Annotated in this window: 16 protein-coding genes; 14 read left to right on the top strand and 2 right to left on the bottom strand. The window is 68.1% G+C overall.

Annotation, left to right across the window (positions count from 1 at the left end; translation table 11 throughout):
- Nucleotides 1-17 precede the first annotated feature (17 nt).
- Nucleotides 18-1046, top strand: a complete 1029-nt coding sequence (locus tag ACLBYG_RS07880) for a hypothetical protein (RefSeq protein ID WP_447681103.1) — start codon at nt 18-20, stop codon at nt 1044-1046.
- A 12-nt stretch (nt 1047-1058) separates the two neighbouring features.
- On the opposite strand, the gene ACLBYG_RS07875 is transcribed toward ACLBYG_RS07880, so the two are convergent.
- The gene (locus tag ACLBYG_RS07875; RefSeq protein ID WP_447681102.1) at nt 1059-2738 is read right to left on the bottom strand and encodes a DUF262 domain-containing protein; all 1680 of its coding nucleotides are present in this window, start codon (nt 2736-2738) and stop codon (nt 1059-1061) included.
- Between the two features lie 841 nt (nt 2739-3579).
- Here ACLBYG_RS07875 and ACLBYG_RS07870 point away from each other — a divergent pair.
- The 10 genes from ACLBYG_RS07870 (at nt 3580) to ACLBYG_RS07825 (ending at nt 15074) form a co-directional block, all read left to right on the top strand.
- Nucleotides 3580-4677: a N4-gp56 family major capsid protein gene (locus ACLBYG_RS07870; protein WP_447681101.1), complete on the top strand. Its 1098-nt coding sequence runs from the start codon at nt 3580-3582 to the stop codon at nt 4675-4677.
- Between the two features lie 94 nt (nt 4678-4771).
- A complete protein-coding gene (locus ACLBYG_RS07865) occupies nt 4772-5164 on the top strand; it encodes a hypothetical protein (RefSeq protein ID WP_447681100.1) in 393 nt (130 codons plus the stop codon).
- 93 nt (nt 5165-5257) lie between these two features.
- Nucleotides 5258-5896 carry a phage adaptor protein gene (locus tag ACLBYG_RS07860; protein WP_447681099.1) on the top strand — a complete coding sequence of 213 codons (639 nt, stop codon included), beginning with the start codon at nt 5258-5260 and terminating at the stop codon, nt 5894-5896.
- Between the two features lie 7 nt (nt 5897-5903).
- Nucleotides 5904-6557, top strand: a complete 654-nt coding sequence (locus ACLBYG_RS07855; protein WP_447681098.1) for a phage adaptor protein — start codon at nt 5904-5906, stop codon at nt 6555-6557.
- A gap of 1 nt (nt 6558) precedes the next feature.
- Nucleotides 6559-8055: a hypothetical protein gene (locus ACLBYG_RS07850; RefSeq protein WP_447681097.1), complete on the top strand. Its 1497-nt coding sequence runs from the start codon at nt 6559-6561 to the stop codon at nt 8053-8055.
- Nucleotides 8052-8357 carry a hypothetical protein gene (locus tag ACLBYG_RS07845; RefSeq protein ID WP_447681096.1) on the top strand — a complete coding sequence of 102 codons (306 nt, stop codon included), beginning with the start codon at nt 8052-8054 and terminating at the stop codon, nt 8355-8357. The genes ACLBYG_RS07850 and ACLBYG_RS07845 overlap by 4 nt, the downstream gene beginning before the upstream one ends.
- Nucleotides 8357-8779: a hypothetical protein gene (locus ACLBYG_RS07840; protein WP_447681095.1), complete on the top strand. Its 423-nt coding sequence runs from the start codon at nt 8357-8359 to the stop codon at nt 8777-8779. The genes ACLBYG_RS07845 and ACLBYG_RS07840 overlap by 1 nt, the downstream gene beginning before the upstream one ends.
- 1 nt (nt 8780) lies before the next feature.
- Entirely contained in the window at nt 8781-10067 is a 1287-nt protein-coding gene (locus tag ACLBYG_RS07835; RefSeq protein ID WP_447681094.1) for a hypothetical protein, read from the top strand.
- Nucleotides 10068-10076: 9 nt separating this feature from the next.
- On the top strand, nt 10077-11822 hold the full coding sequence (locus tag ACLBYG_RS07830) for a hypothetical protein (protein ID WP_447681093.1): 1746 nt from the start codon (nt 10077-10079) through the stop codon (nt 11820-11822).
- 3 nt (nt 11823-11825) lie between these two features.
- Nucleotides 11826-15074, top strand: coding sequence for a hypothetical protein (locus ACLBYG_RS07825; RefSeq protein ID WP_447681092.1), 3249 nt, complete (start codon nt 11826-11828; stop codon nt 15072-15074).
- Here the strand turns inward: ACLBYG_RS07825 and ACLBYG_RS07820 are convergent.
- A complete protein-coding gene (locus ACLBYG_RS07820) occupies nt 15057-15305 on the bottom strand; it encodes a hypothetical protein (protein ID WP_447681091.1) in 249 nt (82 codons plus the stop codon). The two genes, ACLBYG_RS07825 and ACLBYG_RS07820, sit on opposite strands and share 18 nt — an antisense overlap.
- A gap of 149 nt (nt 15306-15454) precedes the next feature.
- Here ACLBYG_RS07820 and ACLBYG_RS07815 point away from each other — a divergent pair, with 149 nt between their 5' ends.
- The 3 genes from ACLBYG_RS07815 to ACLBYG_RS07805 all read left to right on the top strand — a co-directional run bounded on the left by ACLBYG_RS07815 (nt 15455) and on the right by ACLBYG_RS07805 (nt 17913).
- Entirely contained in the window at nt 15455-15664 is a 210-nt protein-coding gene (locus ACLBYG_RS07815; RefSeq protein ID WP_447681090.1) for a hypothetical protein, read from the top strand.
- A 221-nt stretch (nt 15665-15885) separates the two neighbouring features.
- Nucleotides 15886-16653, top strand: a complete 768-nt coding sequence (locus ACLBYG_RS07810; protein ID WP_447681089.1) for a hypothetical protein — start codon at nt 15886-15888, stop codon at nt 16651-16653.
- Between the two features lie 15 nt (nt 16654-16668).
- Nucleotides 16669-17913: a phage tail protein gene (locus ACLBYG_RS07805; RefSeq protein WP_447681088.1), complete on the top strand. Its 1245-nt coding sequence runs from the start codon at nt 16669-16671 to the stop codon at nt 17911-17913.
- Nucleotides 17914-17930: the final 17 nt, after the last annotated feature.

Genomic DNA, 17930 nt, shown 5'->3' with positions numbered 1-17930 from the left:
CACGTCACGAGGACCACATGACCGATACCGACCTCGCCATCGGCGGCGGCGACGACGCCTTCACGCCCGAGGAGCAGGCTGCCTTCGCGGCCTACGAGCGCGGCGATGAGACGCCCGCCTCCGATGGCCTAACGCCGCCGGCCGCCGAGCCCTTCTCGACCGCTGCCGAGCCGCCCGGGGCCGAGCCCGAGGCCGTTGAGGAAGGCGCCAAGCCCGAGGGCGCCCCCGAGGCGCAGCCGCGCGACGAGAAGGGCAAATTCGTCCCGCACGGCGCCCTGCACGAGGAGCGCGAGCGTCGGAAGGCGGTCGAGAAGGAGCGCGACGAGCTGCGCGAGCGGTTCGCCCGCGGCGACGAGCGCCTGCGCATCCTGTCTGAGGCGATGCAGCGCCCCGCCGCCCCGGCCCAGCCAGCGGCCGCGCCCGAGCCGGCGAAGGTGCCGGACCCGGCCGAGGACATCTTCGGCTACATCGAGCACCTGAAGGGTGAGATCGAGGCGCTGCGCTCCGGCCAGACCCAGCTCACCGAGAGCCAGAAGCAGGCCGAAGAGACCCGCCGCGCCAACGACGAGCGGAACGAGGTGATCGGGTTCTACCAGCAGGACCTCCGCTCCGCGATCCAGGCCGATGCGTCGGTTGCGGACGCCTACGAGCACCTGTTCGCTGGCCGGGTCGCCGAGCTGCAGCTCGTCGGCATGTCCCAGAAGGACGCCATCGAGGCGGTGCGCGACGAGGAGTTCAACCTCGCCCAGACCGCCCGCCAGCGCGGCCAGTCGCCGGCCGCCCTGATCGCCGCGCTCGCCAAGACGCGCGGGTTCGCCCCGAAGGCGCCGGAGCCCGTTCCGGCCGCCGCCCCGCAGGAGACCGCCGCCGAGAAGGCTGCGCGCGCCGCCGCCGGACAGGCCGGCCCGGGCCGCTCGCTCTCGGCCGCCGGCGGTCAGCCGGCCGGCGAGATCACGCTGGAGACGCTGTCCAGCATGTCCGAGGCGGACTTCGAGAAGCTGCTCTCCACAAACCCGGCACGCATCCGCGCCTTGATGGGCGGCTGATCGTCTGGCGACTCAAGCCAAACCCCATCCCAACATCATTATATCCACGAGTTCCTTTTGTCTCGCCCTAAGTTCTTTAGGCCCCCAATCATCCATGCCAATGACTTGTGAGGTCAGAGCATAAGAACTGACGTTGCTTGTTCCCTTAAAATATGCATTGCACTTTTTCTTAAAATCGAAATTGCTTGCTGCCGAATTCCGTTTTTTGTTTAACGGGACCAAATTAGCAAGCCGATGAACCCATTGGTTACGCTGATCCTCATCAGGCCACCACTCAAGCCACTGACTATCTTCATCTACGTTTTGCGGCAAAACATGCTCAATTGTCAGCACCTTGGGGTCATAAGACGCAGCCCCATCTGATACAAAAGAGTCCAGCCTAAGTATAATAAAATTCCGGCGTCGCGGCGTGAGCTGATATACATTGCCATTCAAAGCAGCCCGAAAGTCGCGGATAAGCGCTCTGTCAAAATGGAGGCTTCCTAAAGCCTCAATGGCGATAGATGACTCAATTTCTGATATCAGTTTTCCATACACAACAATTCGATCATTGACATTGTATCGAGCGGCATGCATAAATGCTGCTAAACGTTCCAACATAGGAAAAAAGTGGACCAAGACGGCAGGCTTGTGTCTAGCTTTGGTCATGAATAGCATGGCCGGAGGAACCCAATCGGCGTTATCAATTCTGTTGAGCCATTTCAGGCTGTAATTTATTTCCTCGGCATGTTTCGAAGAAGCAAAATTCGAGTTTTTTATGTCCATAAGCGCTTCGGCAAAAGGCTGAACAATTTCATCGATGAATTTTTTTGGATCGGCGTTTTTTGGAAGAACTATCCGTTTAAAATCTTCTAAAATCGTGCCCTTTGCTTTTTCTTTGACATATATCATTCTTATATGGCTGAAAAGTTCGTTGAAGCCGCTTCGAGTTAGCTCAACTTCCATATCTTCCCATTTTGCGTTGTAAGTGCTGCGGTCGGTCTCAGATTTAATCTTTCCAATAACGTCAGCCTTGATGATATCCGTCGGCTGCAAATCTAAGCCACGGCTGTTCATTACGGAGAAGACGCGAAATGCAGAAGCTTGAGAGGGAGTGGAGACAGCAACGATGAAACATCGTGTGAGCAAAAAATTAACAAAGCTGGTAACTTCGGCAGCGCTCGGCAACCGTCTTTCCAACTCGGTTAACAGATAATTCGCGTTCGCTTGGATATTCAATTGTGACTCGTTTTCGAGTGATTTCGGATCAAGCTCTGAAAGTCTACTGATCGCAAATCCTTGAATGTATTTTGCGAAAAATTTTTGGTCTCGCTCGCGTAATGACAACCGCGGCTTAGAGGGTATCCCTTCCATCTTTTTTCCAGGTTCGATTATGTAAGGCTTTGTGTCTTCTTTGTTTTCCCCGCCGTGTGCGCAGGCGGCAGCCGCAAGGAGTATCGTGAGAGTTGTCAGGCGCTGTTGCCCGTCAATGACTTCGGAATTGGCGATGCCCTCGGTCTTGATAAGTACAATGCTGCCCAAAAAATAACCTTCTTCGCCATCTATATCGGCAAAGGACAGAAGATCGTCTAGCAATTCTGATGTCTGGTCGTTTGTCCAGGCATAAGGCCTCTGATAAGATGGTATGACGAAATCAAATTCTGAGCTAAAAATCTTAGAGAGCGGGTACTCAGCGCCAGAGATCCTTTTCATGGTACCTCAGAATTGTTTTGGAGTGTGGTTGAAGGCACAGCTTCGGCAGGGGTGTGCAGCAAGGTACCCAAATCTGAGGAAGGGGGGAAGACGCTTTGCGGCAATCGTCCGGCTCAAAATAAGTAACGTCGTTCCGGGAATGTTTTGATACGTTTGATTTTCCGTTATATTCTTTTGTTTTCTATCTGGCACGCGAAAGTTCCGCGCTATTTGACAATAATTCTATGTTAGACTGTATTTATGCAAAAATTTAGGTCCGAAGCTGACTGATGACAAACAAAATCCGTGACCTGCCTTCCGTATTATTCATCGAATATTCAATTAATATCGTAATAAAAATATGTCTTGTGGCTGCGCGGGGCAATCCCAAGTGTTTTTTTGGCAAATACAGAAAGCACACAATCTCTGTTCTAGCGTTATTAATGAGATATTTATTGTGACGCGGACGCGCCCGTTCCGTCGTGGTGAATACCGGTCCTGGCTTAGCCATAGAACCAACTGTCGATCCGTTCGTATTCAGGCTTGACCCGACGGGCGAACCCGCTCAAAGGACTATCCGTCGCGAGACGTGCGGGCCCTGCTCCGTCTCTGCGCCTCCCCACTTTCCGTCCGGTCCCGTGCCCCACCCTGCTGCAAGGCGGGATGTTCGCGCGTGTCCGGTCGTTCGTCTGATCCCCGCATAGGATCCGCCCGGCCGCGTCAGTGCCTTCGTCCGCGCTACGCACGGCGCCCGTCCGACCCCGTCCCCAACGGTCATTCTGGGGCCCGGCTTCCGTCCGCGTGCCGACGCACGGCGCGCACGAACCCTCCCCCACGGAATCCAGCCTTCAGAGGCACCACCATGTCCTACACCGCGTTCGGGCAGAACGACCCGATGGCCGTCAAGCTGTGGAGCAAGAAGCTCGCGGCCGAGGCCAACAAGTCCATCGACATCGATCCCCTGGTCGGCACCGGCGACGATGCCGTGATCCAGGAGAAGACCGAGACCAAGAAGGGGAACGGCGACCAGGTCACCTTCGGCCTGCGCATGCAGCTCCGCGGCCCGGGCTTCTCCTCGTCCGACGTGGCCGAGGGCAACGGCGAGCAGATCGGCGTCAACTCCGACAAGGTCACCATCGACGAGCTCGGCGAGGTCGTCGGCGTGAAGTCGGAGAACACGATCGACCAGCAGCGCGTGCCGTTCAACCTGCGCGAGACCGCCCGCGCCGGCATCGCCGACTGGTTCCAGACCCGCCGCACGGTCTGCTTCTTCAACCACGTCTGCGGCTTCACCCCGGCCAACCAGCTCAACGGCGCCAAGAAGTTCACCGCCAACAACGTCGTCACGGCGGCGACGGCGGGCCGCATCTTCCGCCCGAACGGCCGGACCGACGACGCCGCCCTGACCAACGCGGACGGCTTCACCCTCGACCTGATCGACAAGGCGGTCGAGCTGGCCAAGACCGGCGGCAAGAACCGCAAGGTCATGATCCGACCGGTCGTGGTCGGCGGGCGCAAGCTCTACGTGCTCTACCTCGCCTCCGAGCAGGTCACGTCGCTGCGCACCAACACCGGCGCCGGCCAGTGGCTCGACATCCAGAAGGCCGCGATGGCCGGCATGGAGTCGAGCAAGAGCCCGATCTTCTCGGGCGCGCTCGGCGAGTACAACGGCGTCGTGCTCCGCGAGGCGCAGGACGTCACGGCGGGCGTCTCGCCCGACGGCATGTCCGCGGTGCCGCTCACCCGGCGCGCGGTGCTGCTCGGCGCCCAGGCGGCGACCATCGCCTACGGCAAGGCCGGTGGCGACACCCGGTACCGCTGGAACGAGGAGCTGCTCGACCACAAGCGCAACCTCGAGGTCTCGGCCTGGGCGATCTGGGGCTTGAAGAAGACGACCTTCAACGGCGACGACTTCGGCACGATCGTGATCCCGACCTACGCCAAGCCCGTCGACGCCTGATCGGCCGACGCTCCAGCCTGACGGCTGACCCGGGCCGGGGCCTCGCGCTCCGGTCCGCCGCCTCTCCCTGCCTGTCCCGAACCCGGAGGCCACCGTGCCCACCAACGTCACCCCGGTGCAGCCGCCCGCGCGCGAGCTGCGCGAGCAGGTCTCGCACACCATCCGCAAGACCGTCTCCTTCGCCAACGGCGCGTTCGTCATGCCGGCCTCGCTGCCGGCCGGCGCGCTCATCACCTCGCTACTCGTGCTGGTGGAGACCGCCTTCACGGCCGGCGCCTCCCTCACGCTCGGCACCTCCGCCGGCGGCAACGACCTCGCCGCCGCGGCCGACACCGCCGTCACCGCGGCGGGCGTGAAGCGCGTCGACACCGCGACCCTCAAGGGCCGCCTCGCCGCCGATACCCCGGTCTACGGCACCATCGCGGGCGGCCCGGCCGCGGGCGTGGCCACCCTCGTCCTGCACTACGCGCCGGACAACGACGCCTGATGTCGGCGTGGATGCTGCTGCACCTCGGCGCGGCGGTCCTGGCGGCGGAGCCCAGCGCCCCGCCGTCGCCCTCGAAGACGGAGACGGTGCCCGATGCCGACACAGGACGGGCGGCCGACGCTCGCCGATCTGTACGCGGAGATCGCGGACGACATCGAGCGCGCGGACCTCGGCCCGCAGATCGCGACCGCCGTTGACCGGGCGATCCGGTTCTACCAGCCGGATCGGTTCTTCTTCAACGAAGGCTTCGTGACCTTCCAGACCATGGCGGGCGCGGACGTCTACGCGGCCGGCGACGCCAGCGGCATCCCCGACCTGATGGCGATCGACAGCGCCGTGATGCTCGACGGGGAGTGCCCGACCGTCCTCCAGCGCGTCGACGAGGCCTGGATCGAGAAGGGCGACCAGCCGACCAGCCAGTCGCGGCCGTGCGCCTACTCGTATTTCGATCGGTCCGTCCGCCTGTGGCCGATGCCGTCGGATGCCTGGACGGTGCGCCTCATGGCGCATGTCCGGTTGCCGGCCCCGGCGCTCGACGACGCCAACGCCTGGACCGACGAGGCCTCCAGCCTGATCGCGGCCTGGGCGAAACGGCACCTCGCCCGCAACGTCCTGCGCAGCCCGGCGATGGCCAGGGATCAGGCCGAGATCGTCGCCGAGGAGCTGAGCGCGCTGCGCGGCCGCTCCAACGTCATCGCCTCCACCGGCCAGGTGCAGGCCTACTATCTCTGAGGCAGTCGTGGCCGCACCGATCACCGATCTGGCGAGCCTTCAGGCCGCCGTCCTGGACTACATCGCCCGCCCCGACCTCGCGGACGCGGTGCCGGGCTTCATCGCGCTGGCCGAGAGCCACTTCAACGCGATCCTGCGCGCGCGCGAGATGGAGGCGGAGGTGAGCCTCGGCACCGCCGCGGCGCCGGTCGCCGTGATGCCGCTGCCGGCCGACTTCATCGAGTGGCTGGCGGTGTCCTGGGCCGGCTCCGGCCGCACGGCGCGCCCGACCTTCGCGGAGGCCGACAGCCCGGAGGCGCGCTTCCGGCACCGGCCGGGCGGCGACCCGCAGTACTTCACGATCCGCGCCGGCAAGGTGCGCATGGTGCCGGAGAAGCCCGGCGCCGTGACGCTGGCCTACTATGCCGCGATCCCGCCGCTGACCGACGCCGCGCCCTCGAACTGGCTGCTCGCCAAGGCGCCGGACGCCTACCTCTACGCCGTCCTGGCGGAGGCCTACCTGTTCCAGAAGGATCCGGCGGCCGTGCAGGCGCATACCGGCCTGATGCTCTCAGTGCTGAACGCGCTCGGGATCAAGGCCGACACCGCGAAGGTTGCCAAGCGCACCGGCCGCCCGGCCGAGCTGCAGGCCTCCGCCCAGGCCGTGGCGCGGCCCGAGTAGCATGAACCCGATCAAGCTGGCGCCGTACGCGCCCGACACGGCCTCGGTCGACGCCTCGGTCTCGGCGGTCGCCACGAACGTCGTGCCGCGCTCGGACGGCTACGGGCCGGTGCTCGCGCCCGTGCCGCTGTCGCTCGCGCTGCCGGCGGAGTGCCGCGGCGCCATCGCGGTGTTCTCGCCGACCTACAACTTCCCGATCTACGTCGCCGGCACGTCGAAGGGCCTGTTCGTCTACAAGATGACGGATCAGGCGTGGCACGAGGTGACGAACCCGACCACACCCTACAGCGTGCCCCCGGGGGACTACTGGTCGTTCGTGGTCTACGGCACCCTGTTGCTCGCCTGCTCGGCCGGGACCCCGGTGCAGAAGGCGACGATCGACGTGCTCCAGGCTGGGTCGCAGCCGTTCGCGGACCTCGGCGGCAATCCGCCCCGGGCCCGGCACATGGGTGTCGTCGGCGACTTCCTCGTGCTCGCCGGCCTGCCCGACACGCCGCAGACGGTGCGCTGGTCGGACTCGGGCGACATCGAGCAGTGGGGCCTCGGCCTCGACGGACACGAGGCCGACGAGCAGCAGCTACCCGACGGCGGCGCCGTGACCGGCTTCGCGGGCGGTGAGTATGGGGTGATCTTCCAGGAGCGGGCGATCCGGCGCATGACGCTAAGCCCGGACTCCGGCAACATCTTCGACTGCTCGGTCTTGGAGGAGAACCGCGGCGCGGTGGCGCCCTGGTGCATCGCCAAGGTCGGGCCGCGCATCTTCTTCCTCGACCGGGACGGCTTCTACGCCCTGGTGATCGGGGGCGGCGCATCCACGCCGATCGGCGCGGAGCGGGTGAACCGATTCTTCTTCGGCCGGGTCGACCCGGAGCGCGTCGGCATGACGGTGGCGTTCCGCGACCCGACCGGCGAGCGGATCCTGTTCGCCTACCGGCTCGCCGGCACCGACGCGTCCGACCCGTCGCTGCTGGGCGAGGCGCTGCTGTACGACTGGCTTCTCGACCGCTGGTCGTTCCTCAACGTGCCGTTCCGCTTCGGCCTGTCCGCGGCCATGCCCGATGTCTCGGTCGACAGCATCGAGGGCTCGGTCGACGATCCGGGCCAGCCCTCGCTCGACGATCCGATCTATCAGGGCGGCGCGACGCTGCTGGCGGTGATGACCACCGACAACCGGCTCGCCCTCCTCGACGGCCCCGCCCTCGAGGCGACGGTGCAGACGCCCGACGCGATGCTGGCGCGGCCGAACCGGGCCTTCCTGCGCGGGGCCCGCGTCGACACCGATGCGGACGACTGGCGGGTGGCCATCGGCGTGCGAGAGAGCCTCGCCGCCTCGGCGCCGCCGCGTTGGCTGCCGGAGACGGCGCCGACGGTGGAGCGGATCGCCCCGTCCCGGGCATCAGGCCGCTACCACCGCGCCCGCGTGCGCATCCCGGCGGGCACGACCTGGTCCTACGTCTCGGCGATCGAGCCGGACGCGACCGCGGAGGGCGCACGATGAACGTCCCTGGCCAGAACGAGAAGGACCTGTCGCTGTTCGCCCGGGCGATCGGCGAGCTGGCGCGCGGCGCCACCAACGCGATCGCGTCCTCCACCTTCACCCTCGCGAACGGCGTCTCGCGCACTACGGTGCCCTGCGAGAACGGCGGTGCGGGCGCCCTGCCCCGCTGGGTGCCGATCACGGAATCCGCCTCGAAGGCGACGGTGTGGCTGATCTCGGCCGACCGCCGCAGCTTCACCGTCGGGCACAACCTCGACGCGGCGACGGACCGGACCTTCCGCTACGAGATGCGCCGGGCCTGATGCGCCTCCAGCCCCTGTCGATGCCGCTCGCGCCCGACCTCGCCGAGCGCGTCGAAGTATGTCTGGCCGCTGCCTGTGCCCTGCCCCGCTGCGACCTGACCGTGCCCGGTCTGCTCGCCTCCTGCGCGGCAGGCGAGGCCCAGCTCGTCGGGATCTTCGACGGTGACCGCTTCGTGGCGGCGGGCGTGACGCAGGTCCGCCAGCACCGCGGCGGCCGCCTATCCTGCTGGGTCCTGTCGCTCGGCGGCAGGGCGGCCGGTCCCTGGGGCGCGGTGATCGCCGCCGTCGAGCGCGGCGCCGCCCGGCTCGGCTGCTCTACCGTCGAGTTCGTCGGCCGCCGCGGCTGGTCCCGCGTGCTGCCGGACTACACCGCCGCGGCCTGCGACCTCGGCACCCACTTCGTGAAGCGCATCGGGGCCTGACATGGGCGGCGGCACCAAGACCCAGACCACGGTCCAGCAGCAGAACAACGACCCGTGGGCGCCGGCACAGCCCGCGCTCCAGGGCGTGCTCGCGGGCGCGACGAACGCCTACAACTCGGGCGTAGGCTCGCAGGTCTACACCGGGCCGCGCTACGCCGGCCTGGGCGACACCTCGCTCGCCGCGCTGGACACCATCGCCGGCAGTGCCAACGCAGGCCAGGGCGCGGCCAAGGCCGGCGACAGCTACCTGACCGGCCTGCTGTCGAACGGCGGCACCACCTCGGGCATCCAGGCCGCGCTCGCCGGGCTCGACAGCATCGGCAAGATCGACACGTCGCGCATCTCGTCGCTCGCCGACCAGATGGCGGACCCCAATAATCTCGCCTACTCGACCGCGCGCAAGCTCACGAACGGGGACTACAACCTCTCGACTTCGGGCTACACCGGCCTGCTCGATGGCCTGTCCGGACAGACGCAGACGGAGAAGTCCCTCCAGGATGCCGCCGACGGCAAGTTCCTGGGCGGGGCGAACCCGTACCTCGACGCCGTGATCGGCCGGAGCCAGGGCGAAGCCGCATCGACGATCGCGCAGAAGATGGGCGCGGCGGGCCGCAGCGGATCGGGCCGGTACGCGGCGACCATCGCCGATACCCTCGGCGGGATCGCCACCCAGGCGCGCTACACGGACTACGACAACGAGCGCACCCGGCAGGCGCAGGCGGCCACGGCGATCGACAGCTCGCGCAACGCCCGGACCAGCCTCCAGCAGGGGCTCTACGGGTCGATCAACAACGCCGAGCAGGCCAACGCCAACATCGCGCTGTCCGGCGCCGGCCTCTACAACTCGACCAACACGACCGCGCTCGGCGGCGCGACGGCCCTGGCCGGCGTCGATGGCCAGAACATCCAGAACGAGCTCCAGAAGTCCGGCATGAAGCTGTCGGCGGCGCAGTCGGATCGCGCCGCAGCGCTCCAGGGCCTCGGCATGGTCGGGACGAACATCGACAACCTGCAGCGGCCCGGCCTGACCCTGGCCGGCGTCGGTGCGGCGCTCGATGCCGACCGGCAGGGGCAGTACGACACGGCGCAGCAGGTCTTCGACGAGCAGCAGGCGAGCCCCTGGAAGCAACTCGGGCTCTACTCCGGCCTCGTGAACCCCATCGCCGGCCTGGGCGGCTCCTCGAGCGGCACGTCGGTCCAGAAGATCCCGCAGCCGGGCGTTATCCAGCAGCTGCTCGGCGGCGGTCTGGCCATCGCCGGCACTGCCTCGAAGTTCATGGGCAAGTAGGAGCGCGCCGTGTCCGCAGGTCTCATGCCGTTCGGCGCGCTCTCGCCCGTCGATATCGCCCGCCTGATGCAGCAGGCGCGGCCGCAGGTCGACGTCTCGGCCGATGACGTGCCGGCGGCGGTCCCGCCGGGCTTCACCGGCTTCGTGCCCCCGACCGCGCCGACCAAGCAGCCCCAGGTCGCCGCCGCGGCGCCGGCCGCCGAGCCCGAGGCGCCCACCCCCGCGCCGCTGCGCATGTTCGGCGCCCTGCCCCCGCAGATGTCGGCGCCCGTGGCTGCGGAGCCCGCGCGGTCGCCGCTGCCCAGCCTCGTCGGTTCGCGCGCGCCCACCGTGCCGGTCGGCGCGCCGCCCGCGCCGCGTGGTGATGATGAGGCGCCAGCCGCCGCCGCGCCCGCGCGCCCGCTGACTTTTGGCAGTCTGCCCGCGCCCGCTGCCCCGGCGACGACTGGGTCGACGGCTGCTCCTGCCGCGGCGGCCCCGACGGCAGCCATGCCCTCCGCGGAGCCGTCGCTCCTCGACAGGATCGGCTCCGGGCTGCGGAACCTCAACGCGAATGGAGGCGGCGACCTGCTGACCTCGCTGGGGATCGGCCTGATGTCGACGCCCGGGTTCGGTCGTGGCGCGGCAGCCGGGCTGAAGGCCTACCAGGACAACGAAGGGAAGCGCGCGGCCTCCGACCTCGCCCGGGCCGAGTTCGGCCTTAAGGTCCGGAAGGACGCGCAGGAGCAGCGCCAGCTCTCCGGGAATGCGCAGTACGTCGCGAGCAAGATCCCCGGCATCAGCCCCGACCAGGCGCTCACGCTGGGCGGCAACTCCACCTTCATGAACGAGCTGTTCAAGGGCGTCCTGCCGCCGGCAGAGCTGTACAAGCAGTACACCGACGCGGACGGCAACCGCTGGAATCGCAATGAGCGGACCGGCCAGGAGACGGTCGCGCTGCAGGCGAAGGACGACAAGACCGTCACCCCGGTTTCGGATGCCGACCGGGTGGCGCTCGGCCTGCCCGCCGGCTCCTACCAAAAGGACGCCAACGGCAAGATCAGCCCCATCAACGCGACCGGGACCACGATCAACATGGGCGCCGAGAAGGCGCAGGACGCGACCGTGGGCAAGGCGTACGGCGACTATCAGGTCGACCTCGCCACGAAGGGCCGGAACGCGGGCAACACGCTGAACAGCCTCGCGCTGATGGAGCAGGCGGCCCGCAGCCCGAACTTCTACTCCGGCACGGGCGCGGAGACGGTGAAGCGGGCGAACCAGTTCCTCGTCGCCATGGGCGTGAAGGACGCGAACTACACCAAGCCCACCGAGGTGTTCGACGCGCTCTCCAACAAGGTCGTGCTCGACGGCCTGGGCGGCTCGCTCGGGCCCGGCATCTCGAACACCGACCGCGACTATATCGGCCGCACCGCGCCGACCCTGGCCCAGAGCCAGGCCGGCAACCTCGAACTGATCGCCATCGCCCGCTCGCTGGCGCAGCGCCAGCAGGCGGTGGCGAAGCTCGGTCGGGACTACGCCGCGGCGAACGGAGGCCGTCTCGACTCCGGCTTCGACCAGAAGCTCGAGGAGTACGCTGCGGCCAACCCGCTGTTCCCAGCAGCGCAGGCATCGGCGACGCAGCGGTCCGATGGCGCCACCGGCGCGAACGGACCCGGTGGCATCGCCGCGCCGCGCTCTCAGGCCGATTTCGATGCCCTGCCGAAGGGGGCGATGTACGTCGATCCCGCCGACGGCCGCCGCTACCGGAAGAACTGATCCATGGCCGGACCCCGCTTCAGCGGCACGCTCGTCGAGGACGAGGCGGCGCCGGCCCCGGCCGGTCCGCGGTTCTCAGGCACGCTCGTCGAGGACGACGCCCCGGCGGCAGGCCTGCCCGGCGATGCCACTGCCGCGATCGGCCGCGGTCTGGTCGACGGCGTTCCCGTCGTCGGACAGTACCTGCTCGGCGGTCTGAACCGTGTGGCGGCGGGCATCCGGGCGCTGAAGAACGACAGCCGGTACAGCGACGAGCTGAAGGCGGTCGAGGACTTCGGGCAGCGAACCGCTTCCGAGCACCCCTATGCCAGCGGTGCCGGTGAGATCCTAGGCGGCGTGCTCGGGACGGCTCCTCTGGTCGCTGCCGCTCCAGCTGCGTTCGGCGCGTCTGGAGCGGCGCTTCCCGCGCGGATGCTGGCATCCGGCTTCTCCGGAGCGGCGCTGGGTGGCGCCGATGCTGCGGTCCGATCAGATGGCGATTTCGGCGCCATGGAGTTCGGGGCAGGTCTCGGTGCGGGTCTCGGCGCGGCTGGCCCTGCGGCTGGCCGCCTCGCCGGCAAGGTCGTCTCTGCCGTCACCGGTGGCGGTCGTGGCCAGGGTGTCGTGCGCGAGGCGCTGGAAGGTCTCGACGAGAAGGACTTGGAGGCCGCGCAGCATCTGATCCGGCAGGCGCGGGATCTCCCTGGCGGTAGCGTGCCGCTGTCGCTCGACGAGGCGCTGAACGCCGCGACCGGTGGTCGTGCCGTGCGCGCGTCGCAGCTCGCCCGGGTGGTCGCCAATTCCGGCGGCGATGGCGGCCGCGTCATGAACGAGTTCTACGCGGCTCGCCCGGCCGCGATCGACAACGTGGGCCGCGAGGCCTTCGAGCGCCTCGCCCCGATGCCGGAGGCCCCTTCGACGCTCGGTCCCCAGATCCAGGACGCGGCCCGCGCTGGGATGGCCCAGACACCGGAAGGCATGGCGTTCTCGGCTGCGCGCGCGGCGACCGGCCCCCGGGTCACGCCCGAGCAGGCCGGCCAGACGATCCAGGGCGAGCTCTCCGGAATCCGCGGTGGCCTTGAGGCGGCCCGGAAGTCGGCGAGCGACCCGCTGTACGAGACCGCGCGCAACGCTCCGGAGCGCGCCGGCATCGAGCGGATGATCACCGTCGAGCGGCTCGGCGATCCCATCGTGACGCCGCAGGCCTACTCGCGCCCGCAGTTCACCGATGCGGCACCGCGCCCGCTGGAGGCCTTGGTGCGTCCGGAGGCCGAGGCCGCCGCCGCGGGACCCGAGAGCCTCGCGCGCTTCATCGCCCGCAATGGTGGCATCCGGCTCGATGACGAGGCCGCCGCGACCGACCTGCACCGGTTCAACATCCCCGGGCAGGGCAACGTCGCCCGCCCGACCGGCAAGGGCATCGACGACTTCTGGCGCGAGCGGCTGATCGAGGAGGGGTACTTCCGGCCCGACGCCGATGGCGGCATGGCGCGGGACATCTCGTCCGAGCTCCTGCGCAAGCTCCAGAACGAGCAGCGCGGCTTCCCCTCGTACCCGCTCGGCACGACCCGTGGCGCCGGCGGCGCGCCGACGGCCGGCCAACTCGCCGACGATTACAGCCAGGCGGTGTCGCTCGCGAACAGCCGCCTCCGCGAGGACCTGGGCAAGGTCGGCATCGACGCGAGCAAGCTTCACCCGGATGTCCGAGACCGGGTGGTCGGTTCGCTGGTCCGTGGGCAGCACGCCGATCCGCTCGACGCCTACGAAGCGGTCGTCGGTGCGATGCGCGAGCCGCCCGCGCCCCTCGTGAAGTCGACGACGATCAAAGAGCAGATCCCGGATGTGCGGTTCGGGCAGGTGAACCCGCAGCCTGGTATCGCCGCGATCGACGGCCTGTTGCCGACGGCGAAGGGCGATGTGCGCTCCGGCCTCCAGGCCGCGCGCCGCAACCTGTTCGAGGGGGCGAGCCCGGACGGGCAGGTCGACATGACCGTGGCGGGCAATCTCCGCGCCCGCGAGCGGCTCGACCAGGACGTGCGGTCCGCCATCGAGATCGGAGACGGCACCAAGGCCCGCGACCTGACGATCGCGCGCCAGGGGATCGACCGAGGACTCAAGGACGTGCCGGAGGTGGCGGCGGCCGACGAGGTGTTCGCTCGCCATTCCGTGCCCCTCGAGCCCTACACCCGCCCGAACGCGCCGCTCGGGCGCGCCACGGACCGGTTCGAGACGCCGGCCGGTGACGGCCCGTTCCGGATGCCGGCCGAACAGGTGCCCGGTACCTTCACGGGCGCGACCGCCGCCCGCGAGCTGCTCGACCAGCCTGCGCCCCTCTCGCGCGAGGCTCTGGAGCGGTATGTGACGACCCAGATCCTGGACCGTGCGGCCGGCGCCGAGGGCAATCTCTCTGCCGAGGCGATGCGCACCGCGATGCGCAAGCATGCCGACGTCCTGGATCAGCTCCCGGGTGCTCGCGACCGTCTCTCGAGCATCGTGCTGGCTCGCGAAGGCCTCGCGCGGGTCGAGGCTTCGCCGCTCGGCCAGCTCGCGCGGTCACCCGATGTCGGCAACGCCGTGCGGACGCTGTTCAACCCGAACCCGGCGCCCGGAAGCCACGCCGAGGTGGCCTCCGCCATGCAGGCGCTGGCGGCCAACCGCCCGCAGCAGGCGCGCGAGCTGTCACGGACCTACCTGGAGGCCGTGTTCAACGAAGCGACGCAGCAGACCAAGGGCCTCGCCTCGCAGTACGGCGGCGCGGGCTTCGCGTCCGCGATCCGGGGCAACGCCCAGCAGCGGCACAACCTCGAAGCCGTGATGCGCGCCCTGCCGGAGGGTGAGACGCGGTGGGCAGCGCTCGACAAACTGCTCACCACCCTGGAGGCGACCGGCTACCGCCCGAACAAGGGCAGCGACACGGCATTCAACGCGGCGATCCAGGAGCGCCTCAAGAGCGGGACCCCGGTCGCGGCGGCGATCTCGGATGCCGTGACCGGCGCGGTGGCAGGCGGTACGGCCGCTGGACCGCTCGGCGCGGCGGCTGGCGGGTTGGTCGGCGTCCGCAGGGCGGCTGCCAACGTCCTCGGCGATAGAGCCCGGGATCTGAACAACGCCGCCATCGCCCGCATCTTCACCGATCCGCAGGCGGTACCGGATCTGCGGGCGCTGGCGAAGTCGGCTCCGGGCAGCAAGAACGCAGAGCTGTTCACGCACCGGCTCCTGACGCTCGCGAATGGCGGATCCGGTCAGCTCCGGCAGTCAGCGCCGGCGCGGTAGAAGCCGCTTCATCCGACCGGCCCTGTCTCGGGGCCAAAAGCCAACGGCTCCGCACAGGACGAGGAAACCAATCAGGAGGACGCCGTGTGCCGTGTGGCCCACGGTCTCGTCCATCCACGCGGTGAACCCCGGAATCGTCGCATGTAGCCCGACGGTCAGCACCGCCCGCACGGCGAGCATGATACCGACGAACAGGACGAGCGCGAGGACGATGCGGAGCCAGCGGGGCATCGGCAACGTGTACCACGATGCCGGACAAACAGCAGCTTGCCGGCGTCGATGTAGGTGCCCACCGATTGGGCTTGGGCGACGCCACATTCAGTGATATTCGACTGAATTGGAAAATTTGATATCAATATTCACAAGCGATGGAGGCGAAAATGTTATTCTTCCGCCTGCAGCTTATCGCGAGCGCCAACAAGGCACTGATCGCAAATCTGCCCGAAATAAATCAGCCTTACGGATCGTTCGTGCCGGGACAGTTTTTTACGTGGAATGGCCACACATACCGTATTGAAGATGTGGCACATGGCGCAATTGCGCAGCCAAATGGACCAATATTGATGGAAACATGTCTTCTGTTGAAGTGATTACGCGGACTCACATTCGTGTCGGGCCTCAGTCACGCCTTCTAATTTTCCAGTAGCTTCGCACTTGCGAAGATGACCGGGCCGGGCTGCTTGAGCAAGCGCCCGGCCCACCCCTTGACCCGACGGGCGAAGTGCCCGAAACAGCCACCGTCCGCAGCGCTGCGCGCCGGACCCAGCAAGGCCCGCCATCGCGCGGGCCTTTTGCGTTTCCGGAGCATCGCATGGCCTACACCGACCAGGTCGTGACGGCCGAGTCCGGCGGCAACGCGACGGCCAAGAACCCGCGCTCCTCGGCGACCGGCCTCGGCCAGTTCATCGACTCGACGTGGCTGGATCAGGTCGCCAAGTACCGGCCCGACCTCGCCGGCCTGCCGCAGGACCAGATCCTCGCCCTGCGCAACGACCCGGACATCTCGAAGGAGATGATCCAGCACTACGGGGACGAGAACGGCGCCAAGCTCCGCGCCGCCGGGCTGCCGGATACCGACGGCACCCGCTACCTCTCGCACTTCGCCGGGCCGGGCGGCGCCCGCGCGGTGCTCTCGGCGGATCCCTCCACTCCGGTCGTGCAGGTCCTCCAGCCCGGGCAGGTCTCGGCGAACCCCTTCGTGCGGCCGATGACGGCGGGACAGCTCCTCGACTGGGCCAACGGGAAGGTCGGCGGGGCCGCGCCGACCATGCAGATGCCGGGCGGCGGCGTGGGCCAGGGCGCGTTCGGCCTCGCCGGACCGGTCGCTGCCGGCACCGCAGGCTCGGTCACGCCCGCCGGCGGCGCCGCGATGCAGGCGCCTGAAGCCGACCGCACCCTCCAAGTCGCCTCGCTGCTCCGGACGCTCACCGCCGCCGACGCACCAGCCGCCTCGCCGGTCGCGCAGGCTGCCGCAGCTCCGGCCCCCGCGCCGGCGCCGCTGCCGCCGCACCGCCGGCAGGCGCCCGGCTTCGACGCGCAGCGGTTCTTCGCGCTGCTGCCCGGCGCCAAGACCCGCTAACCCGAGGACGGCTCTATGCCCGGCGCCATCAACTGGGACGTCGCGCCCTCGGGCAACGACGTCTCGGATCCCCCGATCCTGTTCAACGAAGGGCAGCCGGCCAAGACGATCAACGACGCGATGCGCGCGCTCATGGCGTCCGTCGCGCTGTGGATGGTCGACAACTCGGGAGTGAACCAAGCCTTCGGATCTGACGCCTACACCGTCATCACCCAGCAGGGCGTCTCGGCGAAGGCCGCGGGCCGGGCGCACACGCTGAAGTTCCGCACGACCACGACCAACCTCAACCCGTGCACGCTCGCGGCCGACAACAACACGCCGAAGCCGTGGCTACGCTGGGACGGGACGCAGTTCGGGCCCGGTGACATCGGCCAGAACGTCGTGTGGTCGGTGGTCTACGACCCGGTCGCGCAGGTCTACCGCACCCTGTCGCCGACCACCGAGCAGGCCGGCGCGGTCAAGGCCTTCGCCGGCCCGAACGTGCCCTCGGGCTGGGAGATCTGCGACGGTCGCGCAGTCTCGCGCACCGCCTACGCCGCCCTGTTCGCCACGATCAGCACGGGATGGGGCAACGGCGACGGCTTCACGACCTTCAACCTGCCCGACGCCCGCGGGCGCACCCTATTCGGCGCCAACCGCGGCACCGGCCGGCTCACCGCGGCCGGCGGCCTCGACGGCTCGCTCGGCAACATGGGCGGCGCCGACCAGGTGGTGATGCTGGCCCCGCAGATGCCGAGCCACATCCACACCTCGACCATGTCGCCGGCCGGGTTCTTCGAGCCGGAGATCCAGAAGGCCGGCTCGCACGACCACGGCGGCACGAAGGTCGGCGGCGATCACGCGCATTCTGGCACGACCGGGCTCAGCGGCACCCACACCCACGGCGGCACGACCGACACGAGCGGCGATCACGCCCACGTCGTGCAGTACGGCTACGGCCTCGTCAGCACCCAGACGCCGAACAACGCCCAGGTGGTCACCGGCATCAACCTGGGCTCGCAGGGCAACGGCCAGACGACGCAGAGCGGGCCGCACCAGCACACCTTCACGACCGGCCAGGGCGGCAACCACACGCACGCCTTCTCGACCGATCCGGGCGGTTCGCACGCGCACGAGATCCCGGTCGACGGTGACCACACCCACACGATCGATCCGACCCCGAACCACGTCCACACGCTGGTGATCGACGCGGCCGGTTCCGGCGCCCCGCATCCGAACGTGCCCCCGGGGGCCGTCGTGATCTGGGCCATCAAGACCTAACCTTCGGAGAACACCGT

This window comes from Methylobacterium sp. D53M, from assembly GCF_053345625.1.
This window is presented reverse-complemented; position numbering and strand designations above follow the sequence as displayed.